22 protein-coding genes are annotated in these 22,142 nt (G+C 30.2%); 17 read left to right on the top strand and 5 right to left on the bottom strand.

Annotated features, from left to right (window positions below; genetic code table 11):
- Window positions 1-31: 31 nt before the first annotated feature.
- From DZ68_RS0100110 to DZ68_RS0100080, 7 genes are all read left to right on the top strand, one after another.
- The gene (locus DZ68_RS0100110) at window positions 32-1,228 is read left to right on the top strand and encodes an ABC transporter permease (RefSeq protein ID WP_024786686.1); all 1,197 of its coding nucleotides are present in this window, start codon (window positions 32-34) and stop codon (window positions 1,226-1,228) included.
- A gap of 254 nt (window positions 1,229-1,482) precedes the next feature.
- Complete coding sequence (gene dapA / locus DZ68_RS0100105) at window positions 1,483-2,346, top strand: 4-hydroxy-tetrahydrodipicolinate synthase (RefSeq protein WP_024786685.1); 864 nt, start codon at window positions 1,483-1,485, stop codon at window positions 2,344-2,346.
- Window positions 2,347-2,372: 26 nt separating this feature from the next.
- Window positions 2,373-3,149, top strand: coding sequence for an enoyl-ACP reductase (locus tag DZ68_RS0100100; protein WP_024786684.1), 777 nt, complete (start codon window positions 2,373-2,375; stop codon window positions 3,147-3,149).
- The gene (pgsA, locus tag DZ68_RS0100095) at window positions 3,146-3,736 is read left to right on the top strand and encodes a CDP-diacylglycerol--glycerol-3-phosphate 3-phosphatidyltransferase (RefSeq protein WP_024786683.1); all 591 of its coding nucleotides are present in this window, start codon (window positions 3,146-3,148) and stop codon (window positions 3,734-3,736) included. Before DZ68_RS0100100 ends, pgsA begins: the two co-directional genes overlap by 4 nt.
- Window positions 3,729-4,769: an RIP metalloprotease RseP gene (rseP, locus tag DZ68_RS0100090; protein WP_035906970.1), complete on the top strand. Its 1,041-nt coding sequence runs from the start codon at window positions 3,729-3,731 to the stop codon at window positions 4,767-4,769. Before pgsA ends, rseP begins: the two co-directional genes overlap by 8 nt.
- A 9-nt stretch (window positions 4,770-4,778) precedes the next feature.
- A complete protein-coding gene (locus tag DZ68_RS0100085) occupies window positions 4,779-5,438 on the top strand; it encodes a YggS family pyridoxal phosphate-dependent enzyme (protein ID WP_024790458.1) in 660 nt (219 codons plus the stop codon).
- Window positions 5,439-5,446: 8 nt separating this feature from the next.
- Window positions 5,447-6,760, top strand: a complete 1,314-nt coding sequence (locus DZ68_RS0100080; RefSeq protein WP_024786680.1) for a GGDEF domain-containing protein — start codon at window positions 5,447-5,449, stop codon at window positions 6,758-6,760.
- On the opposite strand, the gene DZ68_RS0100075 is transcribed toward DZ68_RS0100080, so the two are convergent.
- From DZ68_RS0100075 to murJ, 4 genes are read right to left on the bottom strand one after another with little or no spacing between them, the layout of a single operon-like run.
- A complete protein-coding gene (locus DZ68_RS0100075) occupies window positions 6,757-7,980 on the bottom strand; it encodes a pitrilysin family protein (protein WP_024790457.1) in 1,224 nt (407 codons plus the stop codon). The two genes, DZ68_RS0100080 and DZ68_RS0100075, sit on opposite strands and share 4 nt — an antisense overlap.
- Window positions 7,981-7,982: 2 nt before the next feature.
- Window positions 7,983-9,065: a quinone-dependent dihydroorotate dehydrogenase gene (locus tag DZ68_RS0100070; protein WP_024786678.1), complete on the bottom strand. Its 1,083-nt coding sequence runs from the start codon at window positions 9,063-9,065 to the stop codon at window positions 7,983-7,985.
- Between the two features lie 16 nt (window positions 9,066-9,081).
- Window positions 9,082-10,482 carry a cysteine--tRNA ligase gene (cysS, locus tag DZ68_RS0100065; RefSeq protein WP_024790456.1) on the bottom strand — a complete coding sequence of 467 codons (1,401 nt, stop codon included), beginning with the start codon at window positions 10,480-10,482 and terminating at the stop codon, window positions 9,082-9,084.
- A 9-nt stretch (window positions 10,483-10,491) separates the two neighbouring features.
- Window positions 10,492-11,877 (bottom strand): murein biosynthesis integral membrane protein MurJ, encoded by a 1,386-nt coding sequence (murJ, locus tag DZ68_RS0100060; RefSeq protein WP_024786676.1) that lies wholly within the window; start codon window positions 11,875-11,877, stop codon window positions 10,492-10,494.
- A gap of 29 nt (window positions 11,878-11,906) precedes the next feature.
- On the opposite strand from murJ, the gene DZ68_RS0100055 reads away from it, so the two are divergent.
- The 10 genes from DZ68_RS0100055 to DZ68_RS0100010 all read left to right on the top strand — a co-directional run bounded on the left by DZ68_RS0100055 (window position 11,907) and on the right by DZ68_RS0100010 (window position 21,658).
- Entirely contained in the window at window positions 11,907-13,793 is a 1,887-nt protein-coding gene (locus DZ68_RS0100055) for a flagellar assembly protein A (RefSeq protein ID WP_024790455.1), read from the top strand.
- The gene (gene ruvA / locus DZ68_RS0100050) at window positions 13,777-14,322 is read left to right on the top strand and encodes a Holliday junction branch migration protein RuvA (RefSeq protein ID WP_024786674.1); all 546 of its coding nucleotides are present in this window, start codon (window positions 13,777-13,779) and stop codon (window positions 14,320-14,322) included. The genes DZ68_RS0100055 and ruvA overlap by 17 nt, the downstream gene beginning before the upstream one ends.
- Window positions 14,323-15,357: a D-alanine--D-alanine ligase gene (locus DZ68_RS0100045; RefSeq protein ID WP_024790454.1), complete on the top strand. Its 1,035-nt coding sequence runs from the start codon at window positions 14,323-14,325 to the stop codon at window positions 15,355-15,357.
- Complete coding sequence (locus DZ68_RS0100040) at window positions 15,358-15,627, top strand: acylphosphatase (RefSeq protein WP_024786672.1); 270 nt, start codon at window positions 15,358-15,360, stop codon at window positions 15,625-15,627.
- Window positions 15,628-15,635: 8 nt separating this feature from the next.
- Window positions 15,636-17,045, top strand: a complete 1,410-nt coding sequence (locus DZ68_RS0100035; RefSeq protein WP_024790453.1) for a UDP-N-acetylmuramoyl-tripeptide--D-alanyl-D-alanine ligase — start codon at window positions 15,636-15,638, stop codon at window positions 17,043-17,045.
- Between the two features lie 44 nt (window positions 17,046-17,089).
- Complete coding sequence (locus DZ68_RS0100030) at window positions 17,090-17,671, top strand: TRAP transporter small permease subunit (RefSeq protein WP_024786671.1); 582 nt, start codon at window positions 17,090-17,092, stop codon at window positions 17,669-17,671.
- A complete protein-coding gene (locus DZ68_RS0100025; RefSeq protein WP_024786670.1) occupies window positions 17,668-18,960 on the top strand; it encodes a TRAP transporter large permease subunit in 1,293 nt (430 codons plus the stop codon). The genes DZ68_RS0100030 and DZ68_RS0100025 overlap by 4 nt, the downstream gene beginning before the upstream one ends.
- Entirely contained in the window at window positions 18,960-19,646 is a 687-nt protein-coding gene (locus tag DZ68_RS09730; RefSeq protein WP_035906968.1) for a DUF72 domain-containing protein, read from the top strand. Before DZ68_RS0100025 ends, DZ68_RS09730 begins: the two co-directional genes overlap by 1 nt.
- Before the next feature lie 189 nt (window positions 19,647-19,835).
- Window positions 19,836-21,086 (top strand): Nramp family divalent metal transporter, encoded by a 1,251-nt coding sequence (locus tag DZ68_RS0100015; protein ID WP_024786669.1) that lies wholly within the window; start codon window positions 19,836-19,838, stop codon window positions 21,084-21,086.
- 38 nt (window positions 21,087-21,124) lie between these two features.
- A complete protein-coding gene (locus DZ68_RS0100010; RefSeq protein ID WP_024786668.1) occupies window positions 21,125-21,658 on the top strand; it encodes an alkylphosphonate utilization protein in 534 nt (177 codons plus the stop codon).
- 30 nt (window positions 21,659-21,688) lie between these two features.
- Here DZ68_RS0100010 and DZ68_RS0100005 read toward each other — a convergent pair.
- On the bottom strand, window positions 21,689-22,142 hold a 454-nt coding region (locus DZ68_RS0100005), incomplete at its 5' end, for an IS256 family transposase (protein WP_024786667.1).

Raw genomic sequence — 22,142 nt, 5'->3', positions numbered from 1 at the left:
GTGAGTGGTGAGTAGTGAGTGGTGAGAGAAAGTGAATAAAAAATTTGTTAATTTTATAATTAAAAGATATTTAAGATTTGATAAAAAGCATCCTTTTATATATATAAGTTTTATTTTAGCTTTTCTTGGGATTTTAACAGGTGTTGCGACTTTAATGATAGCTATGGGGATTATGAACGGAATGGACAGGGAGTTTGAAAAAAAACTGAAAGTTATGAATTATCCCATAACCGTTTATTCATCATTAGTGAATGTTGATGATTCAACATTAAAACTTTTAAAAAAACACTTTCCTGAGTTTAAATATTCCCCATATATCGAAACATCGGCAGTTGTTCAAAACGGTAGCAATTTAAACGGGGTGCTTCTTTATGGTGTGGATTTTAAAAAAGAAGCAAATATTAATTATATTTTTAAAAATGCTATAAATGGAATTGATAAAACAGGACTTTTTGATGTAGTACTTGGAAAAAGGCTTTTTTCTGACCTTGGTATAAGTAAAGGTGAAAAAATTATAATGATTTTTTCAAAAATAACTCCTATGGGTTTTGGAATATCTCCGATTATAAAAAAAGTTAAAGTAATATCTTATTTTAACAGCGGCCTTGTGGCATATGACAAAGGAATTGCTTATATGAATATAGAAGGTCTTAAAAGAATATTACATCAGAATTTTTACAGTGGCATTCATATTTATTCTCCAAACCCTTTTAAGGATATAGAGAAAATAAAAAAAATCTTGCCTCCCGGAATCGGTATAATAGGTTGGTGGCAACAAAATGGGAATTTTTTTGCAGCTTTAAAAATGGAAAAAAGAGCTTTGTTTTTAGTGTTAATGCTTATAATTATTGTGGCTTCACTTAATATTATCAGTTCACTTCTTATGATGATTATGAGTAAAAGAAAAGAAATTGCTTTAATGATGAGTCTGGGTGCCGGAAAAAAAGAGATTAAAGCTGTTTTTTTAAGACTTGGACTTATTGTAGGGCTTATAGGTATAATAAGCGGGGCTTTGGTAGGAGGAGTTGGTATTTGGGTTTTGAAGACATTTGATATAATCAAACTTCCGGCAGATGTTTACGGGGTCAGTAAATTACCGATTAATCTCAGTTTTACAGATTTTAATTTGATTATTTTTGGAGCTTTTGTAATTGTCCTTTTTGCATCATTTTATCCTGCGCTTAAGGCCAGTAAAACCGATGTGCTTGAAACATTAAGATATGAATAAAGTTTGGGCACTGACTAAATAACGAAAAAATAAAAATATGACAGCGTAGCGGAATTTAGCGAAAATTTTGCGTTTAAAAAATTGCACTCAACCCGTAAGGGCGCTTGCGTTTGCAATTTTTAGCAAAATTTGAGCGGTGCATTAGCAAAATGAAGCTCTGAAGCTGTTATATTTTTAGCTTTGTAGTTATTCTTATATATTTTACCATTTAGTCATTGATAAAGTTTGATATAATTGCAAAAAAAAGGAATAAAATGCAAGGCGCAATGACTGCTTTAATCACTCCGTTAAAAAACGGAAAAGTTGATGAAGAAACTTATGCAAAACTGATTGAAAGGCAGATAGTTAACGGAATAGACTGTGTTGTACCTGTGGGTACCACAGGGGAGAGTGCCACTTTAACACATGATGAACACAAAAGATGTATTGAAATAGCGGTTGAAGTGTGTAAAGGTAGGGCAAAAGTAATAGCAGGGGCGGGAAGCAATTCCACTCATGAAGCGATAGATTTAGCTAAATTTGCTGAAAGTAAAGGAGCTGATGCAATTTTGAGTGTAGCCCCTTATTATAACAAGCCTACCCAAAAAGGTCTTTATGAGCATTATAAAGAACTGGCAAACAGTATTTCTATTCCTGTGATTTTATATAATGTTCCGGGCAGAACCTGCTCTAATATCGAAGTTGACACGGCTGTAAAACTGTTTAATGATGTTGAAAACATTGTGGCAATTAAAGAGGCAACTGGAAAAATTGAAAATGTAGTGGCCTTGAAAACGAAATCAGGTATAAGCGTAATAAGCGGGGAAGATGCAATAAATTATCCCATTATGGCAACAGGGGGAAGCGGATGCATATCTGTAACATCAAATTTGCTTCCTGATAAAATTTCAAAACTTATCCATCTTGCCTTAAAAGATGAATATGAAAAATCCAGAGAAATAAATGAGGAACTTTACGAACTTAACAAGGTTTTATTTATTGAAAGTAATCCAATTCCTATAAAATTTGCAATGTATGAAGCAGGGCTTATTCCATCTCTTGAATACAGACTGCCTTTAACATCACCTTCTAAAGAATCACAGGCAAAAATTAAAGAAGTAATTAAAAAGTATTTATAGTAAAAATATTATGTTAAGGAGATGATTTGAATAAAAAAACTTTAGTAATTAGTGGAGGAACAAGGGGTATAGGAAAAGCTATTGCCGAAAGGTTTGCTAAAGAAAATATAAATATAGCTTTTACATACAATTCAAATAAAGAAATTGCAGAGAATTTAGCGAATGAGTGGAGTGAAAAATATAAAATTAAAGCTAAAGCATATAAATTAAATATACTTGAACCTGAGACATATAAGGATTTATTTAAAGAAATTGATGAAGATTTTGATAGAGTGGATTTCTTTGTATCAAATGCGATTATCAGCGGAAGGGCGGTTGTCGGAGGTTTCGGACCTTTTATGAGATTAAAGCCAAAAGGAATTTGTAATATTTTTACTGCAACTGTTAACGCTTTTGTGGTCGGTGCCCAGGAAGCGGCAAAAAGAATGAAAGAAAGAGGGGGGAGTATAATAACTCTCAGTTCAACCGGAAATTTGGTTTATACCCCCAATTATGCAGGACACGGTTCGAGCAAAGCGGCGGTTGAAACCATGGTAAAATACGCTGCCGCAGAGCTTGGAGAATGGGGCATAAGAGTAAATGCCGTTAGCGGCGGACCGATTGATACAGATGCTCTTAGGGCATTTCCGAATTATGAAGAGGTAAAAAAAGCGGTAGAAATAAGAAGTCCTCTTAACAGAATGGGAACACCCGAAGATTTGGCCGGAATTGTCTATTTCTTATGCAGTGATGAGGCAAGCTGGATAACAGGAGAAACCGTTATTGTTGACGGAGGCACAACGTTTGGAGGGAAAATAGGTTGATTACGGAAGATAATATAAATTTTCAAAAAAATCTGAGATGGGAAAAAAAATTTAAACATATCCCGAATTTACTGGCTTTTTCAAGAGTTTTTTTAGCTCTTTTAATGTATTTCTTTTTAGTAAACAGAAATTTATTCAGTGAAATTGATTCAAGCTGGTTTGATTATTTTGCAGCTCTTTTGTTTGTTGTCGCTTCCATAACCGATTTTTTTGACGGTTTTATTGCAAGAAATTTTAATGCGGTCAGCAAACTTGGTGAAATATTAGACCCTCTTGCCGATAAAATGCTTGTTTTGGGTGCTTTTTTAGGCTTGTTGTTTTTACACAGGGCAAATTCCTGGGCAATATATTTAATACTTCTTAGAGAATTTTTTATTACAGGTCTTAGAATTGCTATGGTTGAAGAAGGGATGAGTGTAAAAGCCTCATTTGCTGGAAAAATAAAAACAGTTTTTCAAATGATTGCAATAGGCTTTTTAATTATGAACTGGCCTTTTGCGAATTTATTGCTTTGGATTGCCGTCATATTAACATTATACAGCGGAATGGATTATGTTTTAGCATATATAAAGAATCAAAATGATTAGTGCTTTACTTATATTATCTTTTTTAATATTTTTTCATGAATTTGGTCATTTTTTAATGGCAAAATTAGTAGGTGTAAAAGTTGAAGTTTTTTCCATAGGATTTGGGAAAAAACTGATTTGTAAAAAAATAGGGGAAACCAACTGGTGTTTAAGTGCTGTTCCTTTGGGCGGTTATGTTCAGATGAAAGGTCAGGATGATTCAAATCCGGCTTTGAAATCAAATGATCCGGATTCATACACTTCTAAAAATCCATGGCAGAGAATTTTAATTCTTTTGGGCGGGCCTGGGTTTAATTTTCTGCTTGCTTATTTGATTTATTTGTCTGTTGCAGTTGCAGGATGGCCAAAACTTGCACCTGTGGTTGGAAATGTAATGAAAGACACACCGGCTTTTTATGTATTGAAAAAAGGTGATAAAATTATTGAAGTAAACGGGGTAAAAATAAAATCGTGGGATGAAATTCCGGTGTTGATACAAAACAGTGATAAAGTTAATTTGGAAGTAAAAAGAAATAGTAAAATTATTATGTTAACTATTCAGCCCAAAATAATTTTTACTAAAAATATTTTTAACGAACCTGTAAAAAGAAAAATTATAGGAATCTCCCCCAGCGGGAAAATTATAAAAATTCATTATTCTATAATAAAAGCCCCTGTTGTTGCATGGCAAAAATTTTTAAATGATGCAGGGCTTATTTTCAAAAGTATTGAAAAACTGATAACCGGTGCGATAGGGTTAAATACAATAAGCGGACCGATAGGAATAGTGGATGTGACGGCTAAAGTTGCAAATATGGGAATAATTCCCCTTCTGTTTTTAACGGCGCTTTTGAGTGTGAATCTGGGAGTTTTAAATTTGCTGCCTATTCCGGCACTTGACGGTGGTCATATTATGTTCAATTTATATGAGGCCTTGTTTAAAAAAGAAATAAGCGAAGAAATTATGATAAAACTCACAATAGGAGGCTGGGCTGTTTTAGGCGCTCTTATGATAATTGGAATATTTAACGATATTATGAGAATAGTTCATTAAGGAGAAATAATGACATTGGATGAATTGATACAAAAAGTTGAAGCTGCAAGGCTCAAAAGAAGCGAGCATTTAATTGTTCAGATTGTAGCCGTTACAAAATATACGGATAAAATTGAACCACTTCTTAAATTATATAACGAAGGACAAAGAGCGTTTGGAGAAAATAGAGTACAGGATATGGAAAAAAAAGTAAAAGCTTTAGAAGAATACCCAATTGAATGGCATTTTATAGGTAATTTACAAAAAAATAAAATTAATAAACTACTTTCACTTGACCCTTTTATGATTCAGTCAATTAATTCTTATGAATTAGCCGAAGCAATTGATAAAAGAGCTGAAAAACCTGTTAAGTGCCTGCTTGAAATTAATTCTTCAGGGGAGCCTACAAAACACGGCTTAGAACCTGAAAAAGCAATTGAAACATATTTAAAAATTAAAGAAAATTTAAAAAATATAGAGCTTAAAGGCATTATGACAATAGGTGCTCACAGCGATGATGAAAAAGAGATTAGAAAAAGTTTTAAACTGACTTATAATATTTTTGAAAAATTAATGCCATACGGGGCAAAAATATGCTCAATGGGTATGAGCAATGATTTCGAAATAGCAATAGAAGAGGGGAGCAATATGATAAGGGTCGGAAGCGCTTTGTTAAACAGCTATTTATAAGTACTGATATGGATAAGAACAATCTAAAAATTTATTTTAATCAATTATTAGAAAAAGCTTATGATAATTTAATTGAAAAATTAAAAAGTGACTATTACACTAAAAGATTTTTTAATAATAAAGATTTTTTGCTTTTGATAGAGGAATATAAAAATAATTTAGAAATAAATTTTGAGTTTTTTTTAAATGAAAAAAATGAAGAAATAAAAGATAGAATAAAAACATTCGTAAAAAAACTGGACCGTTTTGGAATAGATTATTATACATATTTAGAAAATGTAAATTTTTTGGAGCTTTCTTTTTTAAAAAATATTTTTAAAAATAGAGATAAATTTGATTTTTGTGATATTGAAAAACTTTTTATACAAACAAACAATTTTTTTAATTTACTTAGGAATTATTCGGCACTTAGTTATTTGCAAGATTATATTGACAGAGAAAAAATTTTGTTTAGTGATTATATTTTAAATACATTAAAAAACAGTGATAGGGAACTTTTTAAATATGTAAATTATTTTTTAAATTTGACTGAAAACTTTTTAAACTATTTAACTGACAGTGATAATAAATTCCAGGAAAAAGTTTTTTTGGCAAATATTGAAAACAGAATAGAAACAATTGATAAAAAATATAAAAAAGAAAAAATTTTAAAACTTTTAAATGATTTAAATGAAATAATTGAACAAATAGTTGTTTTAAAAGAGGAAGAAAATTATTTGTTATTAATTGAAAAATATAACGAATTTATAAAAAATTCTTTAATGTTTTTATCTTTTTTGATAACAAATATAACTGCAATGGAAATTAAAAAATTAAAATTAGACCCTCTTACAAAAACGTTAACAAGAGCAAGTTTGGAAAATTTAATTTTAGGTATCGAAGATGTCTCTATTGTATCACAAAAACCCTTTGCAATAGCTTTTATTGATATTGATAATTTTAAAAAAGTAAATGATACTTATGGCCATTTAGCTGGTGATGAAGTATTAAAAAATGTTGCAAATACTGTTAAAAACAAAATAAGACTTTCAGATTATTTATTCAGATATGGAGGAGAAGAATTTGTTATTGTTTTTTCCGCAATAAAAGATATCAATACTTTAAAAAATAAATTGGAAGAAATTAGAGAAGCTGTAGCTTCTAAAGAAATTAATTTTGAAAATTTTACAATAAACGTAACAATTAGCATTGGAGGCCTTTTTGTAAAATTAAAAAATAGAGTGCCTGTAAAAAATTTAATAGAAAAAGCAGATAAATTAATGTATATGGCAAAAAAGAGTGGGAAAAATAGAGTTATAGTTGATAAATATATTGATAATTAAGAATGTAAAATAACACTAACCCCTTTTTCAAAATATTTTTTTATTTCTTCGAAATCTTTAATATTTAATTTGGATATATTTTCTTCATAATTAAGAAGAGGATTGATGTCCCCTTTTGCAAAATAATCTCCAAATATATTACTAATTCCGCCGCTGCTTTCCATAGATGTTATAAAATCGAGTTTTGTGGCGTTTTTTATTTTGTTTAAGAGTTTTTTAGTCGGTTTTGTATTTAATAAAATTTTTTTAATTTCTTTAACGACCTTTTGAGGATTAACCCCAGGGTTACAGACAGCCAGGGTTAAAAATATGCCTTTATCAATCAGCTCCATATTATATGCATATATTTCACTGACCAATTCTTTTTTATATTGAAGTTTTTCTTTTAAAACAGCACTTTTCCCCCCGCTTAATATTTCTGAATATGCACTTAAAATTATCTGGTCTTTATGATTAAATTCAGGTATATGAAAAGCAAGGGCTACGATATTTACTTCGGTTTGTCTTTTTATTTCAATAAATTTGTCTCCGTCAAGTTCCGGTTCTTTATAATGAAAACTTGGAATTTCTTTTGTATTTTCTATTTTTGAAAAATATTTTTGCGCTTCTTTAAATACGCTTTTTGGTGTAATGTCTCCCGCAACAAGTAAAACAGCGTTTTTAGGCTGGTAATATGTTGAATGAAAATCTCTTATATCGTCTATTGTCCAGCTTAATATATCTTCTTTAAAACCGATAGGTGTCCAGTGATACGGATGATAAACAAATGCATTGTTAAAAAGTCTGAAATAAAGATATCCCACCGGATTATTATCGACCCTCCAGAGTCTTTCTTCATAAACAACTTTTCTTTCTCTTTGAAATTCATCATCATTTAAATTCAAATTTTGCATGACTTCACTGAAAAGGAAAAATGTTTTGTCAAGATAATTTGAAGACGTTTTAATATAATAATGTGTATAATCAAAACCTGTCGAAGCGTTATCTACACCTCCTATGGATTTTACAATTTTATCAAATTCGCCTTCTTTTAAATTTTTGCTTGATTTAAAATTCATATGTTCCAACATATGGGCTATTCCCGTTTTTCCCAAAACTTCGTTTCTGCTTCCGACTTTATAAAATATATTGCTTGTAATTACATTACTTCCTTTGTTGCAAGGTATTGCTATAATTTCCAAATCGTTTTTTAATTTATGAGAATAAAATTTTGGAAGCATTTTTATCCTTTAATTTTTTTTGGAATATCTATACCTGTTGCTTCAGAAATATGATTGAACCCGTCTTTTTTCAAAAGTTCAATCAATCCTTTATTTATTTCCCTTACAATTCCGGGGCCTTTGTAAATTATTGCCGTATAAATCTGAAGAAGACTTGCTCCCATTCTTATTCTTTTATAGGCTTCTTCGGCACTGTCTATGCCTCCCACACTGATAATTGGTACTTTTCCAAAAACTTCGTTTGCAATAATTCTTAAAACCTCAAAACTTCTTTTTGCCAGCGGTTTTCCAGAAATTCCACCTCTTTTTATAGGGGAATTTATAATATCGTAATTTATTGTGGTGTTTGTGGCAATTATACCATCAGCCCCGGCTTCCACGCTTATGTTTGCCAGATTTACAATATCAGCATCTTCCATATCCGGAGAAAATTTAATAAGAATCGGTTTTTTAGTAAGCGGTTTTAATTCATTAAAAATATTATTTATAAATTCTTCGTTTAATAAATTCCTGAGATTTGGCGTGTTTGGAGATGAAATATTGATTACAAAAAAATCGACTACATCTTTAAGTTCTTTTACCAAAATTTTATAATCCTCTATCGCCTTATCTTCAGGTGTGGTTTTATTTTTGCCTATATTTGCCGCTATCGGTAAAATAAAAGGATATATCTTGGAAAGTCTTTTTTTTATAACTTCAACTCCTTCGTTGTTAAATCCGAAAGCGTTTTGAACCGCCTCATGTTCGACATGCCTCCATGAACGGGGTTTTTCATTGCCAGGCTGTGGCAGAGGTGTTACAGCACCGATTTCTCCCCATCCGAAACCAAGTGCGGGCCAGGCTGAAACCATAGTTGCATTTTTGTCAAATCCCGCCGCAACACCTACGGGGTTTTTAAATTCCAAATCCCATATTTTTTGATTTAATATAGGGTTATCAATAAAATTTCTTTTTGTTAAAGGATTAAAAAAAAGAGGGCAGCGTCTTGCAGTTTTGAAAATTGCCTCAACTGCATCATGTGCAAATTCCGGGTCGGTTCTATAAATTAAAGGCTTTATCATATCAAATAATTTTCCATTTTCCATTATCCATTCTCCATTGTTAATTTTTTTCCCAGACAGTTCCGTTTGGAGTATCCTGGATTTGAATATCCAATTTATTTAGTTGATCTCTTATTTTATCGGCAAGGGTAAAATCTCTGTTTTTTCTGGCATATTCCCTTTTTTGAATTAATTCTTCAATTTTTGTTTTTAAATTTTCATCTATGCCACTTTGAAAATATTTATAAGCATCGCTTCCGCCGACACCGAGGAGTTTATCAATAAAATCAATATTGCTTATAATTTTTTGTTTTAATGTTTTATCTTTTGGATTTTTATCCAGTTTTTCATTTGAGAGCTTAACAAATTCGTCTATAGCAGCCAGGGCTTTTGAAATATTTAAATCGTCCTCCATTGCAAGAAGCAGATTTTTTTCAAACTCTTCATCTTTTTGTTTTTTAACTATTGCGTAAACCCTTTTTTTAAGTCTGTATAATTTATCCAGTCTTTTTTTGCTGGCAATTAAATCCTCTTCAGAGAAATTAAGAGGTGCCCTGTAGTGAGTACTCATCAAATAAAATCTTAAAACTTCCCCGGGATAATGCTTTAGGGCGTCTTTTACAAAGAAACTGTTTCCAAGAGATTTGCTCATTTTTTCACCGTTAATTGTTACAAAACCGTTGTGCATCCAGTATTTTGCCAAATGCTGATTGTATGCGCACCAGCTCTGCGCTTCTTCGTTTTCATGATGGGGAAAAAACAGATCCGCTCCCCCTCCGTGTAAATCAATCTGATATTCACCCTCAGGATAAGCAATATGTTTTTTAATCATAGCGGAGCATTCCAAATGCCATCCGGGTCTTCCTTTACCGAAAGGAGAATCAAAACAGACATCATCTTCTCCTTTGCATGCTTTCCACAGGGCAAAATCTCTTGGGTTTTTTTTGCCTTCGGTTTTTATTCTTTGAATATTTTCTTCACTGTCCTGGCATTTGTTCGAAAGAGAACAGTATTGGGGGTCTTTGGATGTATCAAAATATATATCCCCGTTAGGAAGTGTATAGGTACATCCGTTTTTTACAAGCTTTTCAATCAAATCAAACATTTCTTCAAGTGTTTCGGTCGCTTTTGGCTCTATATCCGCTCTTAGTATATTAAGCTCATCCATGTCTCTCAAATAAGAATTTATGTAATATTCGGTTAATTCTTTTAAACTCTTAGAAGTGGCTTTCATTTTATTTATGATTTTATCGTCAATATCAGTAAAATTTTTTACAAAAGTTACTTTGTATCCAAGTGTTAAAAGAGTTCTTCTTAATAAATCAAAACTGATGGAACTTCTAGCATGTCCTAAGTGTGCATCATCATATACTGTGGGACCACATACATAAATTCTAACTTCATTATTTTTTATTGGTTTAAATTCAACTTTTTCTTTTAAATGTGAATCATATATTTTCATTTTGCTCCTTTAAAATAATAAAAGAATTTTTTTAAAAATTATAGCAGCAATTATACTTGCTATTACAGATAATATCAAATAAAGCAAATACTTTTTTTCAAAAAACTTAAAAAAAAGTTTAAATGAAAACTCTTTTATGTATAAATAAAGCATAATAAACCCGGATAATGAACTTGCAAGAGCTAAGCCGTAAACTTTAAGTGGAAAAATTAAAATAATTGAAAAAATAATATTTCCTCCAAGTGCAATAGCAGAAATTTTTGCCGCTTTTAAATGTTTATGCACAGCATATAGATAACTTGAAAAAAGTTTGCTAATTCCATAAGGAATAAGTCCTATTAAATACATAATTAAAACATTTGCTGTAAAAAAAGTATCTTTACTTGTAAATGCACCTCTTTCAAATAAAACTTTAACAATATCTTTTGAATCCATTATTCCCACAATTGTTGCGAGTATTAGTAAATAAAGAAGTATCCAAAATATTTTTTTCATCATCGCAATTGCTTTATCCTCTTTTTTACTATGTAAAAGTTTAGTGATTTTTGGGAAAAACACAGTTGAAGTTGCAATAACAAACAGAGCAAAAGGAAGCTGAAAAAGTCTGTTTGCATAATATAAATAACTTATACTTCCGGATACTAAAAAAGTGGCAAGCCATGTATCCAAAAATGCTGAAATATGTGCGGTGGAATTTCCAAATACAGAAGGTAAAAAATGTCTTTTGAATTCACTTATGTCAATTTTTTCCTCTCTTTTACATCCGATAAGAAGCAGTCTTAAAATTTTTTTCTTTTTGGCCATTATCAAATGAGCTATTAACTGGGCAAATCCTCCTATTAAAACTCCGAAACTTAAATACCAGATAATCTCTTTTTTAGGCAGATTTTTTGAAATGATTAAAGCCGCTATCAACGAAATATTAAGAAGAGCGGTTGAAAAAGCACTAACCGCAAAATGATTTTTATATTGAAGTAAACTCGCAAGAAAAGTTACTACAAATATAAAATCCAAATACCAAAAATTAACGGCAATAAGAGGGGAAGCTATTTTTTTTGCCTCATTGCTAAAACCGTATGCTAAAATATCGGTGACAAAATCTCTGAAAATAGTTACAAACAGGCTTAAAATAAGTATAATTATAAAAAACTTGATAAAAATTACATATGCAAACCGTGCTTTGTTTTTAGTTTTTGCAAATGTCGGCAGAAAACTTTGGCTGAAGGCTCCTTCGGCAAAAATTCTTCTAAAAAGGTTGGGAAATTTGAAAGCGACAAAAAAGATATCGGAATACATATTTGCCCCGAGTATAGAGGCACTCAGCAAATCCCTGATAAATCCGAGAATTCTCGAATTGAAAATACCTAAAAAATTTATAATTATTGCTTTAATCATAAGCGGTATTATATCAAAAAAGGTCTAATGTGGGTCTGTTTGATTTTTTTAAAAAAGAAAATGTGGGAAAAAAAGAGATACAAGTTTTGCCTCTGGTTGTAAGAACTGAAAATGTTAATGACACTCTTGCCAAAATTTCCTCCAAATACAATATTCCTCTTTCAAATCTTGATTTTGAAGTAATGGAAGTTAAAACTTTTATAAAAACAGAAAACGACCATGAGTTTATAGAAATTGATGAAAATTCAAAAATGTTACTTAAAAACGAAAACTTTTTGAGAAATGAAAAAAACGAGATAAAGCAGGTGTATGAGATAAAAATAATAAAATATGAAGTAAGTGACTTTGAATTAACAGGGAAAATGGAAATAAATGAAAAATTTACCGAAGCAAAATTTATTCTTTCGCCAAAATCACTTATTGTATACAGTGACATTCTGCTTGAAAAATTTAAAGCCGAACTTAACAAGAAAAAAATAAAAAACTCTTTATTAATAGATTTGTTTGATGAAAAAATGGATGAATCGGTTGAAAAAATAGTTGCAAAATTAAGGATAATAGGTTCTTTGGAAAGTGAAGAAGAAATATTGTTATGTAAAGGGATAGATGAAATTCCCACTGTTCAGGGAGAAGTGGTTTATCATTATAAAAAGAATGAAACTGCTGTAAAAAAAGAGCTTATTTATCCAGTAAAAGAAGGAGAGGTTTTAATAGAGATAAAAAAACCCAAACCTGGTAAAAACGGCAGAAACTGCAGGGGAAAAATAATTTTGGCCGAAAAAGTTAAAGATTTTGAAATTCCGAGTATTGGATATGATCAAAAAACAATAAAAAAAGAGGAAGATAATGAAAAAATAGTTTTTATAGCATTAAAAAACGGATATTTGTATAATGATTCCGGAGTGTTCATAATAAAAGATGAAATGGAGATAAAACAGATTAATATAAAAACAGGTGATGTTACAGGTGCCAAAGAAAGTGATATTAAAATTGACGTAAAAGAATCTGATGCGCTCAAAGAGGCCATAGGGGACAACACCACGGTTGAAACAACAACATTAATTGTAAGGGGAAACGTCGGAAATTCCGCATTGATTAAATGTAAAGATTTAAAAATAATGGGGCAGACTCATCAAAAGAGTAAAATTTATACCCAAAAAGGTGAAATAAATATTCATAAAGGATATGTTGAAGCAGATGAAATAAAAATAACAAGGCTTGAAAACGGAATAGTAAGAGCCAATAAGGCGGTAATTTCCCAGGTGGTGGGAGGGGAAATTTTTGCTAAAAAAGTAGAAATAGAAATTTTGGGTTCCCATTTAAAATGTTATGCATTGGAAGAGATTAAAATACATACTTTAAAAGGAAGTGAAAATAAATTAATTATTTCTCCTGCCGAGGTATTGGGTGAAAACATTGATACAGACAAATTACAAAAAAAACTGGAAGAAATAAAAAGGGATTTAAGAATAAATATAGAAGTATATAATAAAAGATTAAGGGTTTTGAAAGAAAATAAAAGTTCTGTTGATGAACTGAAAAAATTATACTTACAAAATAAAACAAAAGGTATAAAAACTTCACCCGCTATAATAAAAAAATTAAAAGAATTTAATTCTTTTAAACAAAAAACGGTTGAATTAAAAGAAAAAATCGAGGGATTAAAACAGGAAATAAAAGAGATGGAAGAAACAATCGATAAATTACAAAATGCCATAATATATGCAAAAATTATTTCTTTAAGCCCGTGGACACCTTATAACAGAATAGAATTTGATTTTGTAGAACCCCCGATAAAACTGACATATGACACTAAAGGCAACGAAGGAGTTTGCGGATTTAAACTTAAAGATTTTGGAAATATAAAAAAAATAGTAAAAATAAAAATAAAGGAAAATAATGATAGCGGCTCTTAAGGGCAGGATTTTTGAAAAAGAGGGCGGTAAAATTTTTTTGGAAGTAAACGGGGTAATTTATGAACTGAATGTCAGTATGCTGACTTTTTCAAATGCATCAGACGGAATATATTATATTACTGAAATTATCAAAGAAAACGAATACAGCTTATATGGGTTTTCAGATAAAAATGAAAAAAAACTTTTTGAGCGGCTTATAAAATTAAACGGAGTCGGCCCAAAAGTAGCTCTTGCAATCTGCTCAACCTACACTCCCGAAACTTTTATGGATATAATTTCAACCAAAAATATCGAAGCACTTAAAAAAGTCCCTGGAATAGGCCCTAAGAGTGCTAAAAGAATATTAATGGAAATGAGCGAATTTGAAATAGAAAATGTAAATCCCGTTTTTAATCAGGCTTTAACAGCCCTTGAAAATTTGGGCTTTAATAAAAAAGATATTTTAAAAGCACTTAACGGGATAGAAGGCGGCAGTGTTGAAGAAATGATTAAAGAAGGACTTAAAAGACTTAGCAAAGGAGTAAAATAAATGACTTTTCTTATTATATTCGGAGGGCAGAGTTTTGAACATGAAATTTCAATTGTAAGTGCAATAACACTGAAAGAGAAAATAAAAAACAATAATCTAAAATTCGTTTTTATAGATCAGACAAGAGATTTTTACTTAATAGAAAAAGAAAATATGAAAAGTAAGTTTTTTGCAAGCGGTGAATATAAAAAATCACAAAAATTGGAAATAAAAAAGGGCGGATTTTTTTACAAAAAAGGATTTTTGAAAAAAGAAGAAAAATTGAGTTTTGATATTGTGATTAATCTTGTACACGGGCGAGACGGTGAAGACGGGAAAATACCGGCAATGCTTGAATTCTTTGGTATAAAAGCCATATCTCCGAATATTGAGGCAAGTGCAATAAGTTATAACAAAGTTTTAACTAAAGCTTATGCTAAAGAAATAGGTGTCGAAGTAATTGAATATGAAATAATAAATTCGCCAAAGACAAAGTTTAATTTTCCTGTAATTGTAAAACCGGCAAGACTTGGCAGCAGCATAGGGGTCGGCGTTGCAAAAAATCAGAATGAACTTGATTATGCGTTCGATGTTGCAAGGGAATTTGATGATTTAATTATAGCAGAGCCGTTTATAGAAGGGATTAATGAATATAATCTTGCCGGTTTTTTGTCAGATGAAGAATTTATATTCTCAAAAATAGAAAAAGTTGAAAAAAAAGAATATCTTGATTTTGAAAAAAAATATTTAGATTTCAGTAGAAAAAATATTATGTTAAGTAATATTGAACAAAACTTCGAAATAAAAATAAAAGAAAAATTTACAAAAATTTACAACAGCACCTTTAAAAACGCACTGATTAGATGTGACTTTTTTGAGAAAGACGGAATTATATATTTAAATGAAATAAATCCAATTCCTGGAAGTATGGCTAATTATCTGTTTGACAATTTTGAAAACAAATTGGAAATGCTTGCAAAAAGTGTAACTTTGGAAGAAAAAATAATAATTGATTATCAGTATATTAACAAAATTCAAATGGCAAAAGGAAAATAAATGACTTATAAATTTTTAATTTCAGGCAGGGTTCAGGGTGTCTGGTATAGAAAATTTGTAAGTGAGAGGGCAAGAAAGAGAGGATTTAAAGGATATGTGAAAAATCTTCCTGACGGAATGGTTGAAGCAGTTGCAAATATTGAAAATGAGAAAAGTTTAAAAGAATTTTTAGAAATATTAAAGGAAGGCTCTCCTTATTCTATTGTAGAGAATATCGAATATCAGGAAATACCTGAAATTAAATTTAGTGATTTTGAAATCAGATATTAAGGAAATCTATGTTTGAATTGATTGTTAATTTTATAACTGCTTATGTTTTGGGATTTTATTTAATTACCACGCTTCAATGGTATAACTATAAAGTTAAAAGAATTATATTTCATTTTCATAAACCTCTTTGGCATTTGATATATTTTATTGTTCCTGTTGTTACTTATATTGCAGCTTATAAATTTTTTTGGATATATCTTTTTTTCGGTTTAATTCCCGCAGTATTTTTATGGACCAGAAGAACCAAAGGTTTAAATGTTACAAAAAGGGCAAAAAGATTTTTTTTAATTTTAGGGCTGCTTGAAACAATAAATCTGCTTTTTATATATAAACTTAAAATAAATCCGGGTATCGGTGTTTTGTGTGTTTTAATATTAAGTGTAATGTTTTCTGAATTGATTGAATATATTCTTTTTTTAGCATACAAAAGAAAGGCAAAAGAAAAATTAAATAAAATAAATCCGGCAATTATTACAATAACTGCAAGTTACGGAAAAACTTCAATAAAAAATTTTTTATATCAGTTATTAAAAAATGATTATAAAACTTATAAAACTCCGAGAAGTGTAAATACAATAAAAGGTATTGTTTTAGATATAAACAGAGATCTGCCTGAAAATACGGGAATTTATATAGCTGAAGCCGGGGCAAGGGAAAAAGGAGATATTAAAGAGATAGTGACATTTTTGGAAAATGAATATTCGATTCTTGGAAAAATAGGGCCTCAGCATATAGAATATTTTAAAACAATGGAAAATATTAAAAAAACAAAACTTGAAATATTTGAATCCCCAAAATTAAAAAAAGGTTTTTCGTACGAAGAAGTAAACAATAAAAAAGTAATCGTAATAAAAAATAAAATTAAAAATGTGAAATCCTCTCTAAATGGAATAGAATGGGATATTGAAATAAACGGAGAACTTCATCATTTTAAATCACAAATTTTAGGTGAATTCAATGCCGTAAATGTAACACTTGCTGTTTTTTGTGCATTGGATTTTATAAAAAATATTGAAAAAATAAAAAACAAAGTGCTAAAATTAGAAAGCGTACCCCACAGACTTCAAAAAATAGAAGTAAGTGGAAAAATTATTATTGATGACAGTTTTAACGGTAATATCGAAGGAATGTTGAGCTCATATGATTTGGTAAAAGAATTTAAAGGCAGAAAAATTATTGTGACCCCCGGAATTATAGAGGGCACAAAAGAGATGAATGAAAAAATTGCAAAAAAAATTAATCAGGTTTTTGATATTGCAATTATTACGGGAGAAGCTAACAGAAAAACGCTTTGTGAAAATTTAACAATAAAAAAAATAATTCTTAAAGATAAAAATAATCTTGAAAAAATATTGGCTGATGTTACAAAAACGGGGGATTTAATTCTTTTTAGCAATGATTTGCCCGAATACCTATAAAAGTTAAAAGTTAAAAATGAAAAGTTAAAAGTTAAAGGAAAAAAATGGATTTTTTATTAAATTTAAGTAATCACATCGATTTAAGTATTATCGGTGTAGCAACAGCTGTAATTATTCTTTCTTTTGTTCCCAAAATTGATTTAATGGCTGAAAATTTAAGCAAATTTTTTATGATTATTTCTATAATTGCTCTTATAGCGATGGCTCTAATCGTAAGTTATGATGTAATTGCAAGGAAATTGTGGCATGGCGGAAGCATTGCTATGCAGGAGCTTGAATGGCATCTGTTTGATATAACATTTCTTTTTTCCATAGCTTATACTTTAGCTAGAGATAAGCACGTAAGGGTAGATATATTTTATGACAAGTTTCCGATAAAAATTAAGGCGGTAATTCAAATAATTACAATTATTTTTTTTGTAATCCCCCTATCTACTTTAATAGTGATTGAAGCTATTCCTTTTGTTCAAATGAGTTATTCTATGCATGAACAATCAGGTGACCCGGGCGGGCTTTGCTGCAGATGGATTATTAAATCGGCGATAATATGGGCTTTTTTAGTGGTAATAATACAATGTGTAGCCGAACTTAGAAAAGCATATTATAAATTAAAAGGTGTAAAATGACAGGTATAATTCTTTTTGCAGCGGCATTTGTTTTATTAATGCTCGGTATTCCAGTTGCTTTTGCTTTTGGCGCAAGTGCGATTTTTGTTGCATTTATCGATCCAAACATAGGACTTGACGTTTTTGGACTTTTGCCTTATAGAATATACGGTGTTATGCAGAATTTTACACTTATGGCCGTTCCTTTGTTTATTTTTATGGGATTTATTTTGGAAAAAAGCAAAATTGCCGAAAATATGCTTGAATCAATTGGAAAATTATTTGGACCCGTAAGGGGAGGGCTTGCAATAGCAATTGTCGTGGTCGGTGCAATTTTAGCCGCATCTACGGGAATTGTAGGTGCAAGCGTCGTGATGATGACGGTTATATCACTTCCTTTAATGATTAGACACGGATATTCTCCACGTCTTGCAAGCGGTGTAATTGCGGCAAGCGGTACTCTTGGTCAGATTATTCCTCCAAGCATTGTTTTAATTATTTTAGGGGCGGTTATGCAGATAAGTGTGGGTGATTTATTTAAAGCGGCCGTAATTCCGGGATTAATTATAGTCGGACTTTATATTATATATGTTTTAATTCTGGCTTTTATAAAACCTGAAATTGCTCCGGCCATTGAGACAGACGAAAAATATTCAAAAGTAATAATTAATGCTCTAAAATCATTAATCGCCCCTTCTATTTTGATTATTTTAGTATTGGGAAGCATATTTGCAGGTTTTGCAACACCTACGGAATCAGCGGCAATAGGTGCTCTTGGTTCAATTATTTTGGCAATTGTATATAAAACATTTAATTGGCAACTTTTGAGATATTCAAGCGTTGAAACAGTAAAAACCACCGCTATGGTATTTATGATATTAATCGGCGCAAGGGCATTTTCATTGGTATTTAACGAAAGCGGGGCAGGGGATTTAATTACACAGTTTTTTACCCAGGACATTTCAAATCCGGATATATTTGTCGCAATTACAATGCTGGTTATTTTTATTTTAGGATTTTTTGTAGATTTTGTTGAAATTACATTTATTGTTATTCCTATCTTAATTCCTATTGTTCAACAGTTTGGAATAGACCCTCTTTGGTTTGCACTGCTTATAGCTGTCAACTTACAGACATCCTTTTTAACACCGCCTTTCGGATTCAGCCTGTTTTATTTGAAAGGGGCAGCCGGGGATAAAATTCAGACAAAGGATTTATATATAGGTGTAATTCCTTTTATTATTTTTCAGGTTATTGCCCTTTTGATACTGATTTTTTATCCGCATTTGGTACATATAATGGTTAAGTAATGGTATATACAGGAACAAGCGGTTATTTTTACCGTAACTGGCAGGGGGATTTTTATCCCCCTGAGCTTCCAACTTCTAAATGGTTTGATTATTATAAACAGTTTTTTAATTCACTTGAACTTAATTCAACTTTTTACAGGTTTCCTAAAACTACAACAATAAAAAACTGGAAATATAAAATAAAAAATGATTTTAAAATTTCGATTAAAGCAAATAAAACAATAACCCATACATCAAGATTAAAAAATACGGATAAATTAAAAGGGTTTTTAGATGTTGTTTCTGTTTTGGAAAATAAATTAGGGGTGATTCTCTTTCAGCTTCCTCCGAGCTTAAAATATAAAAAAGAACTTTTGTTAAATTTTGTAAATGCTTTGGATAAAAATTTAAAATATGCAATAGAATGCAGAAATAAAACCTGGTATAACGATGAAGTATATGAAATTATGAAGAACGCTAATATTTGTTTGGTTTGGCACGATTTTAATCAGGATTTTATTTTTGAGTATACTGCTGATTTTAATTATGTAAGATTTCACGGATTTAGCGGAAAATATGTAGGCTCTTATCCTGATGATATTTTAAAAAGTATTAAATTAAAACTTTTAGATGAATCTTTTGTTTATTTTAATAACACTGATGATAACAGTGCATTTAAAGATGCACAGAGGTTTATTAAGCTGTAAAATAATTTTTAAGAGAATATACATTATGTTAACTAAATAATAAATTAAATTTTTATTTCTATAAAAGTACATAAAAATTATAAATATTTAATTATTCTAAATTTTTTATTATTTTTGTAAAAGATACAAAACAAATATACAAAACTATGCTAATATTATTACAAAGATATTGAAAATTAGGAAAACTATATGTCTAAATTTGAAAATTTTAAAGAAAAAATCAAATCGGATATAGCAAAAAACCGTGAAAGAATTAAAGAATTAGGCCCTGGCATTATTACAGGAGGCGCAGGTGATGATCCTGCGGGTATTGTAACTTATACGATGGTGGGAGCTACTACCGGATTTTCTCAGCTGTGGCTACTTTTATTATCAACTCCTATGATGATTGGTGTTCAAAATACAATTGTAAGAATTGCTCTTGTAACGGGTAAAAGTTTACCTGAACTTACAAATGCGTTTTATAATAAAAAAGTTACAATATTTATGATTTTGATATTATCTGTTGCTAATATTTTAACAATAGGGGCAGATTTAGACGCATTAGCTGCTATTTTAGGCATTATTACAGGTAAAAATCAACTTTATTTTCTTATTCCAATAACGGCATTTATTGGATATCTTGTAATTTATCATTCGTATAAAACTATTAAAAAAGTTCTTATTGGTTTTACTTTAATATTATCGGTATATATTATAAATGCTATTATTGCCCATCCAAACATTAAAGAAGTTCTTTTAAATACTTTTATTCCTCATATTGAAATGAAAACAGCTTGGATTATAGCGGCACTTGGGCTTTTAGGAACTACAATTTCCCCTTATTTATTATTTTGGCAAGCTGCAGAAGAAAAAGAAGAACATAAAACAGTCGTTCAAGCAAAAACTGCTACAATAGATACAATTATTGGGATGATATATTCTAATCTTTTATCGTATGCAATGATAATTAGTGGAGCGGTAATGCTTTTTGGTCATAACAATATAGATACAATTCAAAGTATAGCTGAAGCTTTAAAACCGGTAGCCGGGAAATATGCTTTTGCCCTATTTTCTATTGGCGTAATTGTCTCAGGACTTCTTGCCATTCCGGTTTTAGCAGGTTCTACTGCTTATGCTGTAGCAGATGCTTTCGGATGGCGTGAAGGAATGGATTATAAAGTAAGTGACGCAAAAGGATTTTATATTGTGTTTTTAGGTGCTATGCTTTTTGGAGATATTATTGTTATTTCACCTTTATCAGTAGTTGACGCCCTTTATTATTCACAGGTTTTAGACGGTGTTTTATTGCCGATTTTACTTATAATAATTTTAATGCTTTCTAATAATAAAGAAATAATGGGAGAATATAAAAATACGTTTTTTAATAATGCTTTTACCCTGTTTACTTTAGTAGTAACAATAATTTTAAGTCTAATTATGTTTTATAATTTAATTTAGTTCTGATTTGATATAATTTTGCTTAAAAAAGGAAATAAATGAACGAAAAAGAAATCTTTAATAGAGCTAACAATAAATGTGAATTATGTGAAAGTGATAATAACCTTTCTATATACGAAGTCTTTAAAAGTGATAATAATGACGGATATGTTGTACTTTGCGAAACCTGTAGAAATCAAATAGAATCAGAAAATTATGATGAAAGTCACTTCAATTGTTTAAATAATGCAATGTGGAGTGAAGTTCCAGCTGTAAAAATTTTGAGTTACAAAATTTTAAATATACTTGGAAGAAACGATTTAACAGATATGATGTATCTAACAGATGAAGAAATGGCAATTGCTAATAAAAAAGAAGAAAAAATTTTAGATGCAAATGGAAATGAATTAAAAAATGGAGATAATGTAACAGTTATAAAAGATTTGGATGTAAAAGGCGCTGGAAAAACTATAAAAAGAGGAACAGTTATAAAAAATATAAGAATGTGTGATGTACCTGGGCATGTATCTTGCAGAGTTGATGGAATCGGACAGGTATATTTAAAAGCGGAGTTTTTGAGCCCATCAAATTAACTGTGTAAATAAAAACCAAAGACTAAAACTTTAAAGATATTTTACTAAAATATCTTGGAAATATATCACAAGTTGAGGATAAATTTCCGACCAGTTTCTAATCCTACTGTTTTTCCATTTTTGCATAACCTCCTGTGTTGAAGTAAAAAGGACTTTAAAAGCTGCTTCTTTTGAAGGGAATGAGCCTTTAGATTTTGTTTTGCTTTTTATGATAGAATTTAAAGATTCAATTGGATTTGTTGTATAAATAAGCTTTCTAAGTTCTTTTGGATACTTAAAAAAAGTAGCAAGCTCATCCCAGTTTCTTTTCCATAAATCATAAATATGAGGGTATCTTTTGCCCCATTTTTCATTGAAATATTCAAGATTTTGAATGGCTAAATCCTCAGTATCAGCTTGATATACTGATTTTAAATCCTTTGCAATTTCTTTTCTGTCTTTGTAAGAGACAAATTTTAAAGAGTTTCTTATCTGATGAACTACA

Source organism: Lebetimonas sp. JS085 (genome assembly GCF_000523295.1).
Lineage (GTDB): Bacteria > Campylobacterota > Campylobacteria > Campylobacterales > Nautiliaceae > Lebetimonas.
This window is presented reverse-complemented; position numbering and strand designations above follow the sequence as displayed.